19 protein-coding genes, 1 tRNA gene and 1 pseudogene are annotated in these 21,615 nt (G+C 58.1%); 3 read left to right on the forward strand and 18 right to left on the reverse strand.

Features of this window, described 5'->3' with window-relative positions; genetic code table 11:
• Positions 1–41 precede the first annotated feature (41 nt).
• The gene (locus ACSAMW_RS09990; RefSeq protein WP_500593787.1) at positions 42–662 is read right to left on the reverse strand and encodes a LysE family translocator; all 621 of its coding nucleotides are present in this window, start codon (positions 660–662) and stop codon (positions 42–44) included.
• Positions 663–796: 134 nt separating this feature from the next.
• On the opposite strand from ACSAMW_RS09990, the gene ACSAMW_RS09995 reads away from it, so the two are divergent.
• Positions 797–1,264 carry an Lrp/AsnC family transcriptional regulator gene (locus tag ACSAMW_RS09995; RefSeq protein WP_168084462.1) on the forward strand — a complete coding sequence of 156 codons (468 nt, stop codon included), beginning with the start codon at positions 797–799 and terminating at the stop codon, positions 1,262–1,264.
• A gap of 60 nt (positions 1,265–1,324) precedes the next feature.
• Here the strand turns inward: ACSAMW_RS09995 and ACSAMW_RS10000 are convergent, their stop codons facing one another.
• From ACSAMW_RS10000 to queA, 8 genes are all read right to left on the reverse strand, one after another.
• Positions 1,325–3,562: an autotransporter family protein gene (locus ACSAMW_RS10000; protein ID WP_500593788.1), complete on the reverse strand. Its 2,238-nt coding sequence runs from the start codon at positions 3,560–3,562 to the stop codon at positions 1,325–1,327.
• 524 nt (positions 3,563–4,086) lie between these two features.
• Positions 4,087–4,953, reverse strand: coding sequence for an alpha/beta hydrolase family protein (locus tag ACSAMW_RS10005; protein WP_500593789.1), 867 nt, complete (start codon positions 4,951–4,953; stop codon positions 4,087–4,089).
• Positions 4,954–4,997: 44 nt separating this feature from the next.
• On the reverse strand, positions 4,998–5,546 hold the full coding sequence (locus ACSAMW_RS10010; RefSeq protein WP_500593790.1) for a glycine zipper 2TM domain-containing protein: 549 nt from the start codon (positions 5,544–5,546) through the stop codon (positions 4,998–5,000).
• 129 nt (positions 5,547–5,675) lie between these two features.
• Positions 5,676–6,587, reverse strand: coding sequence for a protein translocase subunit SecF (gene secF / locus ACSAMW_RS10015; RefSeq protein ID WP_500593791.1), 912 nt, complete (start codon positions 6,585–6,587; stop codon positions 5,676–5,678).
• 10 nt (positions 6,588–6,597) lie between these two features.
• A complete protein-coding gene (gene secD, locus ACSAMW_RS10020) occupies positions 6,598–8,466 on the reverse strand; it encodes a protein translocase subunit SecD (RefSeq protein ID WP_168084466.1) in 1,869 nt (622 codons plus the stop codon).
• Positions 8,467–8,523: 57 nt separating this feature from the next.
• A complete protein-coding gene (yajC, locus tag ACSAMW_RS10025; RefSeq protein WP_168084467.1) occupies positions 8,524–8,859 on the reverse strand; it encodes a preprotein translocase subunit YajC in 336 nt (111 codons plus the stop codon).
• Between the two features lie 32 nt (positions 8,860–8,891).
• Positions 8,892–10,013 (reverse strand): tRNA guanosine(34) transglycosylase Tgt, encoded by a 1,122-nt coding sequence (gene tgt, locus ACSAMW_RS10030; RefSeq protein WP_500594015.1) that lies wholly within the window; start codon positions 10,011–10,013, stop codon positions 8,892–8,894.
• 14 nt (positions 10,014–10,027) lie between these two features.
• The gene (queA, locus tag ACSAMW_RS10035; RefSeq protein WP_500593792.1) at positions 10,028–11,092 is read right to left on the reverse strand and encodes a tRNA preQ1(34) S-adenosylmethionine ribosyltransferase-isomerase QueA; all 1,065 of its coding nucleotides are present in this window, start codon (positions 11,090–11,092) and stop codon (positions 10,028–10,030) included.
• A 113-nt stretch (positions 11,093–11,205) separates the two neighbouring features.
• On the opposite strand from queA, the gene ACSAMW_RS10040 reads away from it, so the two are divergent.
• Together ACSAMW_RS10040 and ACSAMW_RS10045 are read left to right on the forward strand one after the other, a co-directional pair.
• Positions 11,206–11,290: transfer RNA gene (locus ACSAMW_RS10040), tRNA-Leu, on the forward strand.
• 454 nt (positions 11,291–11,744) lie between these two features.
• A complete protein-coding gene (locus tag ACSAMW_RS10045) occupies positions 11,745–12,137 on the forward strand; it encodes a DUF2846 domain-containing protein (protein WP_500594016.1) in 393 nt (130 codons plus the stop codon).
• Positions 12,138–12,144: 7 nt separating this feature from the next.
• On the opposite strand, the pseudogene ACSAMW_RS10050 reads toward ACSAMW_RS10045, so the two are convergent.
• From ACSAMW_RS10050 to ACSAMW_RS10090, 9 genes and pseudogenes are all read right to left on the reverse strand, one after another.
• Positions 12,145–12,315: pseudogene (locus ACSAMW_RS10050) on the reverse strand (IS5/IS1182 family transposase); the annotation flags it as partial.
• 807 nt (positions 12,316–13,122) lie between these two features.
• Positions 13,123–14,367 carry an MFS transporter gene (locus tag ACSAMW_RS10055; protein ID WP_500593793.1) on the reverse strand — a complete coding sequence of 415 codons (1,245 nt, stop codon included), beginning with the start codon at positions 14,365–14,367 and terminating at the stop codon, positions 13,123–13,125.
• 306 nt (positions 14,368–14,673) lie between these two features.
• The gene (locus ACSAMW_RS10060; protein WP_500593794.1) at positions 14,674–15,612 is read right to left on the reverse strand and encodes a 5-oxoprolinase subunit C family protein; all 939 of its coding nucleotides are present in this window, start codon (positions 15,610–15,612) and stop codon (positions 14,674–14,676) included.
• Positions 15,609–16,400 (reverse strand): 5-oxoprolinase subunit PxpB, encoded by a 792-nt coding sequence (pxpB, locus tag ACSAMW_RS10065; RefSeq protein WP_500593795.1) that lies wholly within the window; start codon positions 16,398–16,400, stop codon positions 15,609–15,611. Before pxpB ends, ACSAMW_RS10060 begins: the two co-directional genes overlap by 4 nt.
• 45 nt (positions 16,401–16,445) lie before the next feature.
• Positions 16,446–16,871 (reverse strand): VOC family protein, encoded by a 426-nt coding sequence (locus ACSAMW_RS10070; RefSeq protein ID WP_500593796.1) that lies wholly within the window; start codon positions 16,869–16,871, stop codon positions 16,446–16,448.
• 189 nt (positions 16,872–17,060) lie between these two features.
• On the reverse strand, positions 17,061–17,966 hold the full coding sequence (locus ACSAMW_RS10075) for a LysR family transcriptional regulator (RefSeq protein WP_500593797.1): 906 nt from the start codon (positions 17,964–17,966) through the stop codon (positions 17,061–17,063).
• Positions 17,967–18,089: 123 nt separating this feature from the next.
• Complete coding sequence (locus ACSAMW_RS10080) at positions 18,090–19,655, reverse strand: J domain-containing protein (RefSeq protein ID WP_500593798.1); 1,566 nt, start codon at positions 19,653–19,655, stop codon at positions 18,090–18,092.
• Between the two features lie 154 nt (positions 19,656–19,809).
• A complete protein-coding gene (locus ACSAMW_RS10085) occupies positions 19,810–20,601 on the reverse strand; it encodes a carbon-nitrogen hydrolase family protein (protein ID WP_500593799.1) in 792 nt (263 codons plus the stop codon).
• A gap of 2 nt (positions 20,602–20,603) precedes the next feature.
• A complete protein-coding gene (locus tag ACSAMW_RS10090; RefSeq protein WP_500593800.1) occupies positions 20,604–21,458 on the reverse strand; it encodes a class I SAM-dependent methyltransferase in 855 nt (284 codons plus the stop codon).
• Positions 21,459–21,615 lie beyond the last annotated feature (157 nt).

A 21,615-nucleotide genomic window follows, 5' to 3' on the forward strand; every position in this document is an offset into this window, starting at 1 on the left:
CATAGAAAAGCACCTTTCGAGGTGCTTTTTTTATGTTCGCGCTATTTCAACACCATCGAAGCGGCTGCTACCACCATCACCAATGCCGCACCACGAAAGAGGCGCTGCAGGGCTTGAGGGCTGCGCAGCAGGTGGCGAATGCGCAACGCCAACACCACAAACACCCCGCCGACACTCAGCAACACCAGTATGGTCAAGGGCACCAGCGTGGATGCCCACACGTGGAACGTTACTGCCTGCAAATCGATAACCAGGGGCAGCAGCGCCAGGTAAAACGCGATGGTTTTAGGGTTTCCCAGTGTAATGGTCAGGCCGGACACGGAGGCCGCCCACAATGCCCTACCCTGCTCGCTGGCAACGCTCTGCGCGGGCTCATGACGCGCTACCCAGAACTGCCAAGCCAGATAGCAAAGGTACAGCGCTGCGCACCAACGTACGACATGGAACAGTGCAGCGAAATGTTCGGCCACCATGGCCAGCCCGAATACCGCGAACGACAGGTAGGTCAGGTCTCCCAGTATCAGGCCGGCTAACAAGCAGAACCCTGCGGCACCTCCACTGCTTACACTTCTTGCCACCAACGCAGCCATACCAGGGCCAGGAATGGCAGCCGCCAGGGCAAGCGCTGCGGAGTAGGTCAGGGCCTGTGTAGTGTCCAGCATGGTTTCTCGCTCGCCTCTAGTGGATTCTCTCTACAAGAGCCTATACCGTTAGGCAGAAATAACTGTTCTGAATTGTCCTTATTAGCGGCCCTGCCGGGCAATTTTCTTCTTATTACTCCAGTTTCAGGGTAGATATGACCACCGACCTTTTACCCCCTACAGATGCCCGTATCTTGGCGGCACTGCAACAGGATGGCCGCATCTCCAACCAGGCCCTGGCAGACCAGTTAGGTATGTCAGCCTCTCCCTGTTGGCGCCGTGTACGCCACTTGGAAGAGCATCGTTATATCCAGGGTTATCGCGCAGTACTGGATCGTCGCAAGATCGGGCTGGGCGTGATGGTGTTCATTCGGATCAATATCGACCGGCACAGCGCGGCAGAAGCAAAGAAGTTCGAGCAGGAGGTGATGCAGCTGGACAGGGTGGTGGCGTGCTATAGCATCGGCGGGGATGCGGACTTCCTCTTGCAGGTAGTGGCACCGGACCTGGACAGCTTTGCAGAATTCGCCATGTCAGTGGTGCGGCAACTTCCCGGCATCAAGGAGATGCAGAGCATGTTTGTGCTCAAGGAGATCAAGCCGTTTACGGCCTTTCCGGTGTAGCGTCGTGCGGCAGGCCGTGGTGGCAGAGTTATACCCCCACGGCCATAGGCCCCGCCCTATTTAGAAGGCATAGCGCGCCTTCAACATCGTAGTGTCGGCGTTATAGCCTGAGCGCCCTTCATAGGTGTAGCTCACGCCCAACGTCAGCGCGTTGATGGCGTAGTTCAGCCCCACTGTACCTTCGTAGGTGTCACGTACAGGCTTGGCACCGGTCACAGCAAAGGTAGCGCCGCCTTGGCTAAAGGCCGAGGTCTGATTGATGCGGTCGCCAATCAGGTCGTGATAGGCCATCACCGTCGCTTCAGGCTGTAGAGAGCCCCCAAACAGCGGCGAGTTACCTGCGACACGCAGCCCGGCCCCTACTTCACCCGTCTCGAAACGCTGGTCGCCATTGCGCAAGGCGGCGCTGGAGCCATGCTCGGTGTAGCCATCCACCTGCACGTTGGCATAGCGGGCAGCCACACGCGGCTCCAACACCAGTTGCTCACTCATTTTGAACGTGTAGCCCGCCAGGGTATTAACGCTCAATACGTCGCTGTCATAGCTGCCCTTGGCCAGGGTGCCAGCCACATAGCGTTTGCTGTCGTTATCGTTATGGCCGTAGGACAGGCTGCCTTGGGTAAACCAGTTGCCTAGCTGCCAGTTGCCGTACAGGGCCAGCGCGCCACCTTGCACATCGGTTTTGTTGCCTGTGTCCGAGGTTACGTTGGCATTCACATACGAGTACGCCAGGCCGACTGTGGTGTCAGGGTTCAGCATGCCGTCCGCACCAACGGCGATGCCGCCAGCATTGGCCGAGTAACCGGCTACGCCATCGCGCGCGTTCTGGTCCATGGTGCTGTTGAGCGCCTGGGCCCATACGCCTGTGTTGGTGAGCACATCCCCCGACGACATACCCCGAAGGCTATTGATGCGAGTACCGATGGCACGGCTGGTGGCGCCCTGGCCGGCCATGGCAGCATCGACACCGCCACGGCTCACTTCAGGCGACAGTTGCTTGCTCAACCGAGCCAAGTTTTCGGTATTGGCGTTGGCAAAAGCTTGATACACGCGGTCGTCGGCCTGCAGGCCACCCAGCACGGTATTTTTAAAGTGATTGAGGATGCCCGTGGTGGCGGGCGTCGCTGCACCTACACTGCCCAGGTCCTCATTTACTTGCTGGTCGGACTTGAGTGTTACCACGGCGGCGACCGAAGTAGGGTCCACGCTATAGCTGGCTACGTTCAACAAGGCCGAAGAACTGGCAACGCTCAGGCCGCTGTTCTGCACGGCACTGGCCGACAACAGCGAATAGGTTTTTCCTTCAGCAGTAGGCGTGAAGTCCCCCGGGTTGGCGCTCAGCGTAATACGAGCGCCATCGGCAAAGCGTGCCACGCCGCCCACGGTGAGGTACGGCGTGGTGTTCACGGTAGCATTGGACAGGCGCATATCGATGGCGCTCAAGCGTGCAACGTCCAAGTCGCCGGTGATCGCGGTCCCGGCGCTTGCCAGGTTCAGCGAACCGCCCTTGCTGACCGACACATTGCTATCGATGCGCGAACCCTGGAAGCCGGCAGGGCCAGTAACATTCACGCCAGCCATGTCTAGCAGGTCGCCCTGGATGTCACCGCCGGACCAATTCAACGTCGCCAAACCGCCGCCCTGGATGGCGGCGCCGTTTGTGCTGACGATCTGGCCTGCACGCTGGTTGATCTCGAAGCCTTGGGCTGGCGCCTCCCGGCCAACGACGATGGTGTCGCCCTCAGCGCTGATAATGCCGGTGTTGACTACACCACGCTCGCCAGAAGGAAGGGTGCTGGTCAGGGTTGCGCCCTTGAAGACAATAGCGTGGGTATCCACGCCTTGGGCAATAATGCTGCCGGAGTTGTTGAAGGTATCAATAGTGCCATCCCACAAGATGACACCTACGGAGGTATCACCAACAACTTTGATAAGGCCGCTGTTCTGGATATCCAATGGGGTGGTCTCGACTTCAATGTCCACACCGCGAACATCATTGCCAGTTACACTGATGGTGCCACTATTGATCAGCTTGCCACCCAGATCAAATTTCAGGTCACCATCCATATCAATAATGAGGCCGCGGCCCTCTTCTGCCGTAACATCAATCAGGCCGGAGTTGACAACATCGCCCTCAACAAGAGTGCCATGAAGATAAAGGCCTTCCGACCCTCCCAGAAAGTCAGGCTTGGAGCCCTGCCGAATGATAACGGAACCGGCGTTGACAACGCTGCCTTTGACGGTCACAGGGCCAATATCAATGCCCTCGGCACTGTCGACATTATCGAGGGTAATCATGCCGTTATTGCGTATATCACCCCCGATGACTGCGGCGCGACCAGGTAGGTCAGAGCTGTAGTAATTCCACTCAGCAATACCAAGCCCTGAGAGGTTGTGATCCGCTGCATCTACCGTAAACGAAGCGTTATTGATCAGAGAGCCAGTAATAAAGGTATTTCTTAAACGTATTTCAGTTTCATCCTGAACAGCATTCTTTAAGGCTGCATTTCCTGTAACTATTACGCTTTCGTTTATTTGCTGCCCACTCAATAAAACACGGCCCTGGCCAATATCAAAATCCAGTGCGAAAGAAGGCGATGCACAAGCGCTGATAGCCAGTGCCAAAAGGGTTTTACTGAAGCTGTTCAAGTGTAGATATCCATGTAATGGTGACAGCGGCCCAGCTGTATTTCCAGTGGGTACATAGGCGCGGCCTGCGTTGGATCCCCTGCGTAGGCGAGGGCGATCTTAACCAGCTGTCAAATTTGTGCAAGCTTTTTAAGACAAATGACTGACGTCAGTTTTACGCCGCTTCGTTTGTGTCAAGGCGTATGGCAGCCAATAGGCTGGTTCGCCAAACGCTCCCACTGGGCCTGGTAACCTTGCGTGTGATCGGCCGGAACGGTTACGACTTCTACACATGTGCCCTTTAAGGCTGCGCCATAAGCCTGTGCTATCGCTGCTGGCATTACTGGGTCGTTCAGCCCTACGAAATGGCGTTGAGGGAGGCTGCTCAACCGGCCTTTGTAATCCAGTGGGAGCATGGGCTGAGCCAAGGGGGTCAGATGGTGCAACTGAACCCAAAGGGCCGGGTCCAGATTACCTGCAAGGGTTTGTACCTGGCCTACGTCCTCGCGCTTGCCCGCCAGCACCAGCGCTACCGCCCCACCACCCGAATGCCCCACCAGTTCGAAATGCTCCACGCCATAGCGTCGCTTGAGTAAAGACAGGGCAGCGTCCATGGCTTGTATCTGTGGGCTATCGAAGCGCGAGCGTGTCCACACGTCCACCGTGCACGCAGGGCCCTGTATGAATTGGCATGGCCTGGCCAGATAAACTGCGGGTGTAGGGTCTTGGGCGGCAAGCTCCACCATGAGCGAGGTATAGGGGGTGGGATCAGTACTGGGCTGGGAAGCCGTAGCCCAAGCATGGCCATCGCCTTCGATATACACCCGCAAACGTGGGTAACCACCCTCAGGGGGCACCAGTGCCTGCAAGCTGAATGGTGCGGTAGGCAGTGTAGCTGGCCGAAGCCTGGCCGTAGGGTAGGTGTCCAGCTTTAAAGGGGATTGGCATGCGGCCAGGAAGGCGAATATGCAGCCCGCTGTGAAAGCTTTGAGCAGGTGCGGTGTTTGGCGAGGCGATGCTTTGAAACGCAGAGCGTGTTGGCGTTGCAGGCACCTAAACATAGGGACGGTGCCTGCAGCGGCCAGGAAGCACTCGAAACGACGTGTTATTGAACAGCCGCTTGGGTCAACACGAGCTGGCCGTCTTTAGTGACCGGAATCTGCCCGCCAGGGTTGTGATCCATGCGCACCTGCCCTTCTTTGCCATTGAGCTGGTACTTCACGTTATAGCCCACCACTTTGCTGCTCACGTCATTGACGGTGCTGCAACGGTTCTGGGTGGTGGTGTAGGTGTCACCGGACTGCAAATGCTCTTGGGCCTTGTTACCGGCATAGCCGCCACCCACTGCGCCAGCTACGGTCGCCAGCTGCTTGCCGTGACCGCCGCCTACCTGATGGCCCAACAGGCCACCGGCAACGGCGCCCAGTACGCTACCTACGATCTGGTGCTGGTCTTGCACAGGGCGCTGGTGCGTTACCGTCACATCCCTGCACACCTCACGCGGCGTCTTGACCTGCTCGTTGATCGGCTCTGCCGCCAACACCTGAGCGTACTCAGGCGCTTTGTTGTTCACGAAACTGTAGGTAGCAACAGCACCTCCGGCGGTGACACCGACAGCACCCAATACTGCACCAATCAGCAACGACTTGTTCACGGAAACCTCCTGCGGCGAGGAAAGTTAGGGCCTCGCGCTTTGCCAAGCCTTGGAGCAAAAAAAACGGCGAAGGTTCAACCTTTCGCCGTTTTTCAAAGACTTAGCACAGCCTAAAGGCTGCCGGATAGCTCAAGGACGGTCGTCAACCGCCTCTTTGGTAGCCGGCGGAATCAGGTCGTCGCTAGTCAGGTTCAGCCAGATCAGCACCACGTTCGCGATGTAGATAGAGGAGTAAGTACCTGCCAGCACACCGATGAACAGCGCCAGGGAGAAGCCGAACAGGTTGTCGCCCCCGAACAGCAGCAACGCGCCAATGGCCAGCAGCGTGGATACCGAGGTGGCAATGGTACGCAGCAGGGTTTGCGTGGTGGACACGTTGATGTTTTCGATCAGCGAGGCCTTGCGCATCACGCGGAAGTTCTCACGCACACGGTCGAATACTACGATGGTGTCGTTGAGCGAATAACCGATAATCGCCAGTACGGCTGCCAGCACCGTAAGGTCGAACGTGACCTGGAAGAACGACAGAATGCCCAGCGTGACCACAACGTCGTGGACCAGTGAGATGATCGCACCTACCGCGAACTTCCACTGGAAACGGAAGGCCAGGTAAAGCAGTACGCCCCCCAGCGCCAGCAACATGCCTAGGCCACCCTGGTCGCGCAGCTCTTCACCCACCTGTGGGCCTACGAACTCTACGCGTTTCACGGTAGCCGGGTTATCTCCGCTTACCTTGCGCAGGGCGTCGGCCACTTCAGTACCCAGCTTCGGGTCTTCGCCTGGCATGCGTACCAGTACATCGGTCGCCGCACCAAAGCTTTGCACGACCGCTTCGTGGTAACCGGCGCCGGACAGCTCTTGACGCAGGCTGCCCAATTCTACGGGCTTCTCGTAGGTCAGCTCGATGAGCGTACCGCCGGTGAAGTCCAGGCCAAAGTTCAGGCCTTTGTAGAACCAGCTGAACAACGCCAGCAGGGTCAGCAACAGCGTGATGGCGAACGCAATATTGCGAACGCCCATAAAGTTGATGGTCTTTTTCATGGCAGTGGCCTCAAATCCACAGCTTCTTGACGTCACGGCCGCCGTAGATCAGGTTGATCATCGCGCGGGTTACCATGATGGCAGTGAACATCGAAGTAAAGATCCCGAGGGACATGGTGACCGCAAAGCCTTTCACCGGCCCAGTACCCATGGCGAACAGGATCGCGCCCACCAGCAGGCTGGTCAGGTTGGCGTCCACGATCGCGGTATAGGCCCGGTTGAAGCCTTCGTTGATGGCCCGCTGCACGCTCATGCCGGCGGCGATCTCTTCCCGGATACGGGAGAAGATCAGCACGTTGGCGTCCACCGCCATGCCCATGGTGAGCACGATACCGGCGATACCCGGCAAGGTGAGCGTAGCGCCCAGCAACGACATCAAGGCCAGCAGCAGGACCATGTTGAAGGCCAGAGCCACGGTCGCGATCAGGCCGAAGAAGCGGTAGATGGCCATGATGAACAGCGACACGAAGAGCATGCCCCACAGCGCGGCATGAATACCCTTGGTGATGTTGTCTGCACCCAGGCTTGGGCCGATGGTGCGCTCTTCGGCAAAGTACATCGGTGCAGCCAGGCCGCCGGCACGCAGCAGCAGGGCCAGCTCGGACGATTCGCCCTGCCCGTCCAGCCCGGTGATACGGAACTGGCTACCCAGCGGCGACTGGATGGTCGCCAGGCTGATGATTTTCTTCTCTTCCGTAAACGTAGGAACCGCTACTTCCTGTTCCACACCGTTGACCGTCTGCTTCACGTATTTGGTCGTGGGCTTCTGCTCAATGAAGATTACAGCCATGCCGCGACCAACGTTGCTGCGGGTCGCACGGTTCATCAGGTCGCCGCCATGGCCGTCCAGGCGAATGTTGACCTGTGGGCGGCCATGCTCGTCGTAGCTGGCCTGGGCATCGGTAACCTGGTCACCGGTGATGATCAGGCCGCGCTCCACGGCGGCTGGCGCACGGTTACCTTCGCGGAACTCGAATTGCTCGGTGGTAGCGCGGCTGTCATCCGGGCCTGCGGCCAGGCGGAATTCCAGGTTCGCGGTTTTGCCAAGAATACGTTTGGCCTCGGCCGTGTCCTGCACGCCTGGCAGCTCTACCACGATACGGTTGGCGCCTTGGCGCTGCACCAGCGGCTCGGCCACACCCAGCTCGTTCACGCGGTTGCGCACGGTGGTGAGGTTCTGCTTGATGGCGTAGTCGCGGATTTCCGACACCTTGGCCTGGGTCAGCGACAGACGCAGCACAGCCAGTTCGCCACGCTCGGTGGGCGCAAGGTCAAAGTCGGTGAAATTCTTGCGGATCAGGTCACGGGCCTGGTCGCGGGTAGCGTCGTCAGAGAAGCCCAGCATGATGCCGCCGTCCTGCTGAGGCAGGCTGCGGTACCGCACTTTCTCTTTGCGCAGCAGGGTCTTGACCTCGCCTTCATACACTTTCATGCGAGCGTCGAGAGCTTTGTCCATGTCCACTTCCAGCAGGAAGTGCACACCACCGGACAGGTCCAGGCCAAGCTTCATCGGGCTGGCGCCCAGGTTGCGCAACCACTGGGGGGTGGTACGCGCCAGGTTCACCGCCACTACGTAATCATCGCCCAGCGCTTTGCGGACAATGTCCTTGGCCGGCAACTGATCTTCCTGGCGGGTGAGGCGCAGCAAGCCGCCCTTGCCATTGTCGGCCAAGGTCGCGGCCTTGACGGTAATGCCGGCATCGCTCAAGGCTTTGCTGGCCTTTTCCAGGTCGGCCTGGCCTACCTGCAGTGCGGTGCTGGCACCGGACAGCTGGATCGCCGGGTCATCCGGGTAAAGGTTGGGTGCGGAATAAATAAAGCCGATCGCAAGTACCGCCACGATCAGAATGTATTTCCACAGAGGGTATTTGTTCAGCATCACGCCGCCCGTTCAAACGCGGGGCACGTTGCGCGCCCCGCCAAGTAGATGTCTTGATCAGATCGCTTTGAGCGTGCCCTTGGGCAGAGTGGCCGCAATGGCACCCTTCTGGAATTTCAGTTCAACGGTGTCCGACACTTCCAGTACCACGAAGTCGTCGCTGACCTTGGTGATTTTCCCGGCAATACCGCCGGAGGTCACCACTTCATCACCCTTCTGCAGGCCACCGAGCAGGTTTTTCTGCTCCTTGGCACGCTTGGCCTGTGGGCGCCAGATCATGAAGTAGAAGATGACCAGGAAGCCAACCAGGAAAATCCATTCGAAACCGGTACCGGCCGGGCCGGCAGCCGGCGCAGCTGCATCCGCATAGGCGGCGGGGATCAGAAAGCTCATTCAGCGCTCCATTCGACGTGTTTCGTCAATTATTAAAGTGGGTCCAGAGGCGGCACGGGAAGCCCGAGCCGTGCATAGAAGGCGTCGACAAAGGCGGCCAATTTACCCTGTTGAATAGCCTCGCGCAAACCAGCCATCAGGCGCTGATAATGGCGCAAGTTATGGATGGTATTGAGCATGCTGCTCAGCATTTCGCCACACTTGTCCAAGTGATGCAGATAGGCGCGGGAGAAGTTCTGGCAGGCATAGCAGTCGCAGGTTGGGTCCAGCGACGACTCATCATGGCGGTGAACCGCGTTGCGGATCTTGATCACGCCGGTTTCAACAAACAGGTGCCCATTGCGCGCATTGCGAGTGGGCATCACGCAGTCGAACATGTCGACGCCTCGGCGCACACCTTCAACAAGGTCTTCCGGTTTGCCAACCCCCATAAGGTAACGAGGTTTGTCTGCGGGCAACTGCGCTGGCAGGTAGTCCAGCACCTTGATCATTTCGTCCTTGGGTTCACCCACAGACAGCCCGCCGATGGCCAGGCCATCGAAACCAATGTTTTCCAGGCCTTCCAGGGAGCGCATGCGCAGGTCCTGGTGCATACCACCCTGCACAATACCGAACAGTGCGGCGGTGTTATCGCCATGGGCCACCTTGGAACGCTGGGCCCAGCGCAGGGACAGCTCCATGGACGTACGCGCCACGTCATGGGTGGCCGGGTATGGGGTGCATTCGTCGAAAATCATCACCACGTCCGAGCCCAGGTCCCGCTGCACCTGCATGGACTCTTCCGGCCCCATGAACACCTTGGAACCGTCCACTGGCGAGGCGAAGGTCACGCCTTCTTCTTTGATCTTGCGCATGGCACCCAGGCTGAACACCTGAAAGCCGCCCGAATCCGTGAGGATGGGGCCTTTCCACTGCATGAAGTCATGCAGGTCACCGTGGCCTTTGATCACCTCAGTGCCAGGGCGCAGCCACAGGTGGAAGGTATTGCCCAGGATCATCTGCGCGCCTGTGGCCTCGATGTCACGGGGCAGCATGCCTTTTACCGTGCCATAGGTGCCCACCGGCATGAACGCCGGGGTTTCCACCACGCCACGGGGGAAGGTGAGGCGGCCACGACGGGCCTTGCCATCGGTGGCCAGCAGTTCGAACGACATACGGCAAGTGCGACTCATGGGTGGTCCTCGATGGCGCTGCCCGCAGGCCCTTCCGGCGCCGGATTGCGGGTGATGAACATGGCATCACCGTAACTGAAGAAGCGGTATTCCCCGGCAATGGCCGCCGCGTAGGCTGCCATGGTCTGGGGGTAGCCAGCGAAAGCGGAAACCAGCATCAGCAAGGTGGATTCCGGCAAATGGAAATTGGTGACCAGGGCATCGACCACATGGAACGGCCGGCCCGGGAACAGGAAAATATCGGTGTCGCCACTGAACGGCTTGAGCTCGCCATCACGGGCAGCGCTTTCCAGGGAACGCACACTGGTAGTGCCTACGGCGATTACCCGCCCTCCCCTGGCCTTGCACGCTTTCACGGCTTCAACCACCTCGGCGCTCACTTCCAACCACTCTTTATGCATCTGGTGGTCTTCAAGCCGCTCGACCCGCACTGGCTGGAACGTGCCCGCACCTACATGCAAGGTCACGAAGGCTGTGCCCACACCCTTGGCGCGAATGGCCTCAAGCAAGGGCTCGTCAAAATGCAGCCCGGCCGTGGGCGCAGCCACGGCGCCGGCATGCTGTGCGTACACGGTCTGATAGCGCTCACGGTCGGCGCTTTCATCCGGCCGGTCTATATAAGGCGGCAACGGCATGTGGCCGACCTGCTCCAGCAAGGGCAATACCGGCTGGTCGAAATGCAGCTCAAACAGGGTATCGTGCCGCCCGACCATCTCTGCCTGGCCACCACCTTCTATCAATAGCGTGGTACCCGGCTTCGGTGCCTTGCTGGCGCGTACGTGGGCCAGTACCTGATGGGTGCCGGTCACACGCTCCACCAGCATCTCCACCTTGCCGCCGCTGGCCTTCTGGCCAAACAACCGCGCCGGGATCACCCGCGTGTTGTTAAACACCATCAGGTCGCCGGGGCGCACGTAGTCCAGCAGGTCTGCAAATTGGCGGTGAGCCAGCTCGCCTGTAGGGCCATCGAGCACCAGCAAGCGGCTGCCACGGCGCTCGGCCAGAGGATGGCGGGCGATCAGGGCGTCGGGAAGGTCAAAGGAAAAGTCAGCGACACGCATTATTTTGCACAGGGGGATCCGCAGGGCCGGGAAGCTTAGCGGAAAACTGCAAATTTGACCATGAAAGCTGATTGACCAACGGTCGCACCCTCTCTATACTTCGCGCCCAGCAAGCCCTGATGGCGGAATTGGTAGACGCGGCGGATTCAAAATCCGTTTTCGAAAGGAGTGGGAGTTCGAGTCTCCCTCGGGGCACCAAATAGAAGGATCACAATTCTCGGTATGAGGATCGTGTAAAAAACCGGCGATAGGCCGGTTTTTTTGTGCCTGCATGTTTAGTGGATGGTTGACCGGCGGATACGGCGCCCCCTTATTCAAACGCCTGACACACTGAAAAGGTGCGCTTGAATCTTGCCCATGCTGAGTCCCACCGCAAAGGCTGCCCCATCGCCAAACCGCCAACAGCCTCACCATCGGCCTCTCATTGAAATTCCGGAAATGCAAATACATTGACGTCAATTTTGTGACGAAATATTATGATCGTCCATCCTGCTTATGCTCAAAGGCTCTGTGCCGGCATGAGTAGTGCCTTTCCGTCGTCCATGTGTAATCAGCAAGGAAGCCTTTTATGTTCAAAGCCTTTTGCAAAGCCACAGCTGTATTTTCAATAGCTCTCCTTTATGGCTGTGCGTCTTCACCCTCCCCTGAACAGATGCAAGCTGAGGTAGCCAATTTTTCACTGCCCAAGAATGCCGTGTCTGATAAGGGTCTCGTTTATGTGGTCCGACCAAGCAATGCCGGGATGATGGTGCGCTTCAACGTCTTTCTTGATGACAAAGAAGCTGATTCCGAAATGGGCTACAACCGTGGGAATCAGTACATTTACTTTTACGTAACGCCTGGCAAGCATGTCATCAGCTCTAAAGCCGAAAACTGGGCAGACATGCCGATTACTGTTAAAGCGGGTGAGGTCACTTACCTCAAGCAAGAAGTTGAAGTGGGCGTGGTCATGGCGCGCAATAGCTTGAAGCAGCTAAGTGATGTAGAAGGTCGGTACTTGGTAAAAGATGCAAAGCTTGGTACGGTTACCAAAGAGAGCAAGTAATACCAGCCTAGGTTCTGTACAAAATTAGCTGTCGCAAACACCGTAGCGAGCAAGCGAGTGAAACCATCGCTGAAAGGCTTTTAGCCAGCTTGTCGCAGCGTGTACCGATCCGGCGATTTTCTCCTTCAGCTAACCGAACATCCGCTCAACATATTGGCTTTTCGAACAGGCGGGGCAGCCATCCTGCGGTAAAAGCTACCTATGCCGAGGGTACTTCACTACTGGGAAGCTTGGGCGGCAGCACGCTAGGTGGTGCTTTGGGCAGTAATCTTGCGGGGATGATATGTGCTGGATTAAGTATACCCACAGGCGGAGGTGCTGCATTAGCCTGTGCGGTAATAGGGGGAGCTGCCGGTGGCATAGCATTAGGCGCGTTGGGGGCTAAATTTGGTGAGGTAACAGGTGAGTATCTATATAGGCAGACCAGCTCATGATAGGCGTGGATCCTAGGCTAATAGCAACCATTATAACTTTTTCCATCTCAATAACGATGTGCGTTTCTTTCTATGTGGCTCACGCCTATATCGAGAAATTTGAACGCTGCCTTCCCAACTGTAAATTTATTGAAGAAAATAAAAGAGTTTTTTCGAGTGCAGGGCTGTCGGGTAAGGTTATGCGTTGCGGCATGATCTATTGGTACCTTTGGATACCAAGCCTTGGAGAAAGAAGAGGCTTATTGAATAGACAAGAGATCAAGCGCTTTCCTGTGAAGCTCAAATACCTGCTTACGATTCCGTGGACCGCGCAGATTATTCTTGTAATAGCACTAATATTATTTCATCAACTAGTTGAAGTTTAATCCCTGTTTCGCTTCCCGAGACCCAAGGTGTTTTTGATCGGCAAATATATGGATGCACATTAAAACCTTATACACCTGTCGCGGTAGAAACTGCTGTTTACTACCGCAACCAAACGAGTGGATTCAGAAGCTGGCGGAGGTCTCTATCAGTCCTGCCCCATTACGCCTACCTCGGCACACCTCCCATCACTCCCCCCTCAACCCACCCTGTGCCGTCTCTCGCAACGTGGTCAACGCCCCCAGCGCCAGCACCGCCGCCCCGCCCATAAAGTAACCGGGCAGCAGCAGGTTGCCTGTATCGGCAATCAGCGACGTCACCACATAGGGCGTCAACCCACCCCCCAATATCGCCCCTATGTTGATACTGATCGCCATGGCGGTGTAGCGCACTTGGGTCGGGAATTGCTCGGCATAGGTGGGGTAGCCCACTGATTGCACCACCGGCATGGGCAAGGTGGCAACGAACATGGCGAAGGCGGCGACCCAGAAGCCCCCGCTGCCCATTAGCATCATCATGGGCACCACCAGCACTACGTAGCCACCAAAGCCAATGGCAAGGGCTTTCTTGCGGCCGATGCGGTCCGATAATCCACCCCAGAACGGCATCATGGCTGCCATGCACAGGCTCACTACCGCAATCACCCAGTACACCTTGGCCTTGTCGAAGTGCAGGTAGGTGGTGAGGTAGATGTTCATGAACACCATGCCAATGAAGTAGCCAGCGTTTTGCGCAAAGGCGAACACAATGACGCGCAACAAGGATGGCAGGTTATGGCGGAACACTTCCCTGACCGGTGCTACCGGTGGTTTATCCTTGGCCAGGAAGGCTTTGAACGCCGGGGTTTCTTCCACGTTGTGGCGCATGTAGAACGAAAAAACCACCAGGGGAATGGACAGAAAAAACGGAATGCGCCACCCCCAGCTCTGCAACTGTTCAGCACTCAGTAGCCCTGTGGTAACCCCGCATACTATCGCCCCTGCCGCGCCGCCGACTGCAACCCCCAACGGCGTGAATGCGCCGAAGAAGCCGCGACGGCCGTCTGGCGAGGACTCGGCGACAAAGGCTGCGGCACCTACCACCTCGCCCCCGGCGAAAAACCCCTGGAACAGCCTGAGCAGCACCAGCAACACAGGCGCGGCGATGCCGATATGGGCCGTAGTGGGCAGTACGCCGATCAAGGCGGTGGCCGTACCCATGCCAATCACCGTGGTCAACAGCACCTTGCGACGGCCGATGCGGTCGGCCAACCGCCCTAGCAGCACGCCACCAATAGGGCGCACCACAAAAGCGATGCCAAACACTGCCAGGGTTGCCAGCAGCGCGGCCGTAGCGTTACCGCTCGGGAAGAACAGCGGTGCAATCAGAGTCGCCATGTAGCCGTAGATACTGAACTCATAATATTCAACCGCGGTGCCCGTAGCAGACGCCATGGCCGCTCTTCTGGCTATCAGGGTCGAAGCGTCAGTGTTCGTGACGCTAGTGAAGGGGGCGGAAGCGGTTTCAGAAAGCACACGGGACATGGTTACCTTCCCTCTTGGCGGATGGCCAATAGCGTTATCGGGCAGGCATTCACAGGGTGTGAATACCCAACGTTCGGCAAGCTGGGCAGAGGTAAACCGTCGCAAATAAACTGTTCATGTAGCGCCTCTTATTGTTTTGTATGGCTACGGATTTGTTGTAAAGCAGTGCCCTAGGGCCGCATTGTTACCTCACAGGTGTTGCAGTGACCGTTACGCCTAGGCATTGAAGGCCTCCATTGCCTTGAGCCCTCGGGCGCGCTTGATAAGCAGCGCCTGTGCGCTGTGCAAGTCGATAAGGGAAAAGCGCAACGTATCGCCCGGCAGCATTTGCGCCAGCCGTGGCAGGTCTACGCTGGCCACCTGGGCAATACGGGGGTAACCCCCGGTGGTTTGCCTGTCCGCCATCAGGATCACAGGCTGGCCATTGGGCGGCACTTGCACCGTGCCAAAGGCCACGCTTTCCGATAGCAGTTCGCATGGCATCGCCAGCGGCAGTGCCTCCCCCTCAAGCCGGTAACCCATACGGTCCGACGCAGGGGTCAGGGTGTAGCGACTGTCTAACAGTACTCGCCGTGCCTGCTCGCTGAAGAAGCGCCACTCCCTGCCCACCATCACCCTGATCGGCGCCTCCAGCCCCTCCTCCACACCGTGTTCCTGCCAGGCCGCCAGCCGTGGCGGGTTGGCGAACGACGAACAGATAGGAATAAGGTCCCCCGCTTGCAACGCTCGGCCTCGCAGGCCGCCGAAGCCACCACGGGTATGGGTGCTGGTGCTATTCATCACCGCAGGCAACAGGAAACCACCGCCAACAGCCAAGTACGCCCTGGCGCCTTTGACCCGTTTGCTAAAGCTGAGCACGGAATCGGCAGGCACGACCCGTGACATGCCGGGTTTGAAAGGTTCGCCATTGATGACAGCCCCGAGGTCAGCACCGGCCAGCCCAACCAGTGCCTTGGCTTGGAAATGCAGGGTCGGGCCTTGAAGGGTCATCTCCAGCGTAGTGAAGGTCCGTGGGTTGCCTACCAGCAGGTTGCACAGTTCATGGGCGGCTTCGTCCATTACACCCCCCACCGGTACCCCCCAATGCTGGAAACCATGGCGCCCGGTGTCCTGGAAAGCCGATAGCAAGCCCGGCTTGATCACTTTAAGGGTCACAGGGCCTCTCCTTGCGCCAGTACGTCAAACTCGCGGCGGCTGATTGCGGTAAAGCGAACCTGGTCACCCCCCTTCAGCAGGCAAGGTACTTCGTCGTTTGGTGAAAACAGGTTTAAAGGCGTAAGCCCCACCAGGTTCCAACCACCAGGCAGGTCAGCCGGGTAGATCACGCTTTGCTGGTTGGCGATCCCAATGCTGCCTTTCCTTACCTGCGTGCGCGGCACCGAGCGGCGGGGTACTGCCAACGCTTCAGGGTGCAGGCCGATGTAGGGGTGGCCAGGGGCGAACCCCATCATCAGTACATCAAGCCAATGTGCCGTATGGGCTTCTATCAGTTGCTTCACCGAGAGCGAACAGGCGTCTGCCACCTGTTCCAGGTCCGGCGCATACTCAGCTTCGTAACACACTGGAATTTCAACGCGCTTGGCAGGCGCTGTAGTTCCAGCTACAGGCTGGTTCAGTGAAGCACTTAACAACTCACATACGGCCTCGAATGGAGAGGTATGTGGGTATTGAGCGGCAAACGCCATGGGTGAGTAATGCACGCCTACTGTCACCATGGCAGCGACCACATCAGTAATGCCTGGCAACAGGCCCTGCCTCTTCAGGTGGCGCAAGGCATTGGCGGCTGCCGCTGCCTGGCGGTTGCGCTCAATAGAGAACACCGTGTCGAACACCAGGATGACGCAACACTCGCCACATGGCTCGAACTGCCAGGCGTGATTGCGATCAACAGGCTTTGGAACCGACACAGGTCGCTGGGTAGCGTTGGCATTGACGTCAAACATACCGGTCCCTATGGGTTGGCCGCAGCGGCAATCGAAACCCAACCGTTACTTGGCGAACAGCTGGCTCATGTCCTTGAACGCCTTGAACTCCAGCGCATTCCCACAAGGGTCGAACAGGAACATGGTGGCCTGTTCGCCCACTTGGCCCTGAAAACGTACATAGGGTTCGATCACGAACTGGGTGTCACGGGCGCGCAGGCGGTCTGCCAGGGCTTCCCATTCATTCCAATGGAGGATGATGCCGAAATGCGGGACGGGCACATCGTGGCCGTCTACCGGGTTGGAGTGAACGGACGCCTGGGATTCGGTTTTCGGGTGCTCGTGGATTACCAATTGGTGGCCGTAGAAATCGAAGTCCACCCATTGAGCGCTGGAGCGCCCTTCGGAAAGGCCAAACACAGTGCCGTAGAAGTGACGTGCGGCTGCCAGGTCGTAAACGGGAATAGCGAGGTGAAAAGGAGAGAGGCTCACGGTGGTCATCCTAGTCGTTGTTAGGCGTGACCTGATTCTTGACCGAAAGCTTGCTGGATAAAAACGGATATTTCAGGTGCTGAGCAACACTATTTTTGTTGAGTCAGCGGTTTTTTCCCTGTTTTGCATCATATTCAACAGGGATGAAGCCTAAGTGCTCAGAAGCTGTGCGCAATACAGAAGTAGGCATTAGTGGCCAAGGTCAAGGCGAGGCGCTTGAGCGCTATGTCTCGCCATGGCATCTACCACGCAGGTACGGAACAGGCTGAACAGCGGTGCGTGCCGTTGCTGGTAGCGCGTTAGCAGTACGATTTCGCGGTAGAACGTCTGTGCTTTCAGCGGGATGATTCGAACGTCAGAAGCATTCTCCAGCCACAGCCCCGCCAAAGGCACCAGCGCCACCCCTAGGCCGCTGCGCACCATTTTTACGATGGCGTCCAACTCATCCAGCTCCAGGGCCTGGCGAACAGAGAGTTTGTGCTCGCGCAGGAACTGCGTGACCGAACGGCCACCGAACGAGTTTCTGTCGTAGCGGATAAAAGGATGGTCTCGCAGTAGTTGCGCCGGGTCGCTGCCGCGTACGCCTTTGGGCGTAATGAGCACATAAGGCTCCCGGGCGATCACTTCGGCGCGCAGGTCCTTGGGTAATGCAAACGGCGGGTTAATCATGATCGCCAGGTCCAGGTCCCCAGAATCCACCAGGCTGAGCAGGTTGAGCGACACACCCGGAATAAGGCTGGCCTCGATAAACGGCGCCTTTGCCTTAAGCGCTACCAGCACCTGCGGAAGGATGCCGGTTTGCACCGTGCCAATGGCGCCAATACGCAAGGCGCCATGAAAGTCGTTCTCTGTAGCAGGCGCACCCATACGTGCAAACAGCTGCAGCATTTCCTCCGCTAGGGGAATGGCCCGCTGGCCTGCGGAGTTAAGGGTGGCGGCCCGGCCAGTACGGTCAAAAAGCTTCACCCCCAGGCTGTCTTCAAGGGTGCGGATTTGCGCACTCACTGCGGACGGGGTCAAGCCCACCTCCTGCCCCGCTGCGGCAAAGGTACCTCGGCGCGCAACGCAGATGAAGGTTTTGAGTTCTCGGATCACAGCTGGCTCTCTGGCTAGGGAATGTTGGCCGCATCTGGATATAGTTATACAAGCGGGCCAGCCCCCCTATTCAATCGCAGCAGCGCTTTATGCAAACAGGAATGTGAGCGCCAAGGGCATTACTCAAGGGGCTTCCCACTCAGGTGGAATATTCTTCCAGCCCGACAAAGTCTTTTTCCCCTCATCATTAATCCACCCCTTGTCGTAATAGTCTCTGTTTGTGACGTTGGAAAGGATTTTATAGGCATTGTCGAGTTGCGTGAACCGAGCTTGGGCATCTGGGTCATTTGGATTCTTGTCTGGATGATCTTTTAACACTCTTTTCCTATAAGTCGTCTTGATTTGCGCAGTGGTGGCATCAGCTAGCAGGCCCATATGCTGATAAAGCGGTTTAGCAGCCGACTCTTTTGGCGCCGCCTCCTCAACCTTGCCAGCACCTGCGGTTGATTCGGTATGAGGCTTCTCCTGTTCGACCTTAGGCGGCCTGGGTGGCGGTGCGTTCTGTGCACGCGGGCGTTCGGTACCGGCGCTGGCACTGGGGCGCCCAGTGCGCTCATCGACGCCAGCGGTAGGTGGTTGATCGCCGCCGGCTGCTTCTGTCTCCTTAGGCGGGCGAGGTGGTGGCGCCGCGTTTTCAGCCTTTGGTGGCTGAGCGAGGTTTGGTGTTGGATTGGGCTCACTGTTGCGACGGGGCCGTGGCGGCGGTGTTGTGCTCTTTTGGCTTTCTTGTGTCCCAGGCTGGTCTGCAAACGTAGATGGCCCCGTCCGCACAGCGCCAGCGGTCTGTGACTGCCCGCTGCCGGGAGCCGCTTCTCTTTCTTTGGGTGGGCGAGGTGGCGGTGCTGCGTTGTCAGCCTGTTGTGGCTGAGAGAAGTTCGGTGCTGGGTTAGGTACACTGGGGCGCTTCGGCAGCGGTGGCGGCCTATCACCTTGCGCGCTCGTTGGAGTGGCAAACGTACCAGGCTTGGATGTGCTGGGGCGCGGCGGCAGCGGTGGAGGCGTATCACCTTGTGCGCCCGGCGGATTAGCGAACGTATTAGGGTTCGGTGGGGTATAAGGCGGTGGCGGCGAGGATGGCCGCGCATAGCCTTGGGACGCCTGAGGATTACGGAACCGGCCTGGGTCCTGTGCGCTATAGCGTGGCGGTGGCGTAGCAGGCCGCCGCCCACTCGCCTGTTTAGCAGCATCCTGAAAAGCCCGAAGCCCACTAAGGCTACTACGGCTCAGGAAAGCCTGCTTTGCCTGGGCAGCGACCTCTTTGCTGAATTGCGGTGCAACCGAGTGCATTGCAGACAGTAGGCTTTGGCCAATAGAGTGCAACAGAACGCCTGCACGATCGCTGATGCCTAGGTAGCTCATAAGGTTTGAAAGCTTCACATCGCGTTCATAATTGACCTTGCTGGCACCTCGCACCTCCTGCGCCAATTCAAACGCTCCACCCTTTTCGTGCGTTTGCACATTGCGTACGGCCGCCTTGCCCTGCAAGGCTTGCATAACGTGCGCGAACATCTCGTGCTTCGGATCACCAGGCTTGGCCGTATGCTGTGACATCAGCGCCTCGGTCATCTGCAACCCAACGCTGCCTGCAATATTGCTGGCAACCTTGATGGCCTGCGTTAGCTTCTGCTGCCCTGTTTCGCTGAAGGCTGCCTTCAGCAACGAAGACGCCGCATTCGTAATGGTGTTCATAGCCGCCCCAGCTGAACCAATTAGCGCCTAAGTGGCCAATGGCGCTATTAGGTTCCCTGACATGTCGCGGTTCGGTACTCCCCCTTCAACGTCTTTAGTGTTTTCACAACGGCTCGTTTTCGCTGGTGCCTGCTTTGGCCAAGGGTTGGGGTGGCTATACCCCTGCCTGCACCGCCAACACCTCGCCCTCCCAAACGCCCGCACGCCGACAGGCAATAACCAAGCAATCGCCCGTGCCTGCAGCACTCACCACCAGCCGCCCGCCCTGCGCCCAAAACGCGCTACGCCCCGCACAGGCCCAGCCACCCGAAGGCCCGCCGTGGTTGGCCATTAGCACGCCGAATGGGTGCGCTGCCGCGTAGCCTTGAAGTAGCGCGCTGTCCTTGGCATAGCCGGCCTCACTGATCAGCACGCTGGCGGCGTATATACCAGCCCCGGCGCGTGCCGCAGCCTGGGCATGGCTGGCATGGGTGAAGTCTGCGCATACGGACAGCGCCAGAGGCTCGCCGCTCACCTCTACCAACGCACCGCCCGTTCCAGGGCTGAACACGACGTCTTCACCTTCATGGAGGTGCTGTTTGGTGTACAGCGCTTGAGAACCGTCCGCGCCCAATACAAGCGCACCGACCATAACCGTGCTCTGGCCAGCCAACCGCACGGGCAAACCTACCACCGTGGTCATACGTAATTGCCTTGCCAGTACCCGCAAGGGTTGCAAGCAGGGTGCGCCTGGGGGCAACGCCAATTGGGCAGCCAGTGAAGGCTCATAACCTGTCAGGGAAAGCTCCGGAAACACCAGAAATGCCACGTGATGCTGGGCCGCCTGGCGCATGAAGTGTTCATGCCGAGCAATATTGGCTTCGATATTTCCTGCTACCGCACAGTACTGTGCTGCACAGACGCTTATATCACTCCTATGGCTTGGCCCTGGCGTTGCCTGGCCCATGCTCAAAACCCCTTCCAATAGTCCACGAAGCCTGCTTTGTAATGAAAGTAAGGGGTCTGCAGCTCTTCGTTGATACGGGCTACTTGTTCAGCCAGGGTGCTCAGGTGTGGGCTGCCCGCCTTGAACAGGAACCAGGTTTTTGCCTGGGGCGAATACAGTGAGGCTGCGTAACCCCACTGCTCCATCAGCATGGCCATGCTTTTGTTGGTGTGCAGCGCCGTGTGCACCATAGGGCTGATGTAGAACCAATTCGGGTCCTGGGGGATGCGTTCGCACACCAGCGTGTGCAGCGCCAGCACCCCGTCGTCAGCGACCAGGTTATTGACTTCATCAAGGGCCGCCCGGTCCAGCACATGCTCGAACATGGCGCTGTTGATCACCAGTTTGTACACCCCCAATGCTTCTGGGGAGACGTACGACACGCCGCCCGTTTCAGCACGCACATATTTGTCGAATACGTGAAGGTCGGTATTGAAGTACTTCTTCAATACCTTGGAGAGGGTGCCATAGCCCGCGGCGTAATCGAGTGCACGTGAGAGGTCGAGCAGCCCGTTCTGTTCAAGCAGCTTGATCGCCAAGCCCTGGTCGGCATAAGGGGGCTGGTTGTTGGTGCGCGCGGCAAGGTCGCCTTCAAAATGAAGGTGCCAGCTTTCGTTCAGCGCCGCCCATTGGGCATGGCTCATGTTTTGGTGAGTGGCGGAAATGACGAACCCGCAATCGCTGCACTTCCAGAAGGCTGCGCTCAACGCCTGCTCGAAAGGGCTGCCTGGATAGGGCGGGTAGGTTTTAGAGAAGAAATAGCTCAACGGGGCATCGCAAATAATACAGCCCTTTTGGTCCACAGCCTCGATACGCATAGTCCACCTTGCAATAACCACAGCGAAACGTTAGCCCTGTGAACGTATGGCAGGCCAACATGGAAGGCACCGAGTATTGCAAATCTGATTGAAAGCAGCGAGGGCGCTGCGCCAGCCAGGCCCGCAAGCAGTGCTTGGAGGTGTGCGGCAATAGAAC

This window comes from Pseudomonas sp. AB39(2026), assembly GCF_059831485.1.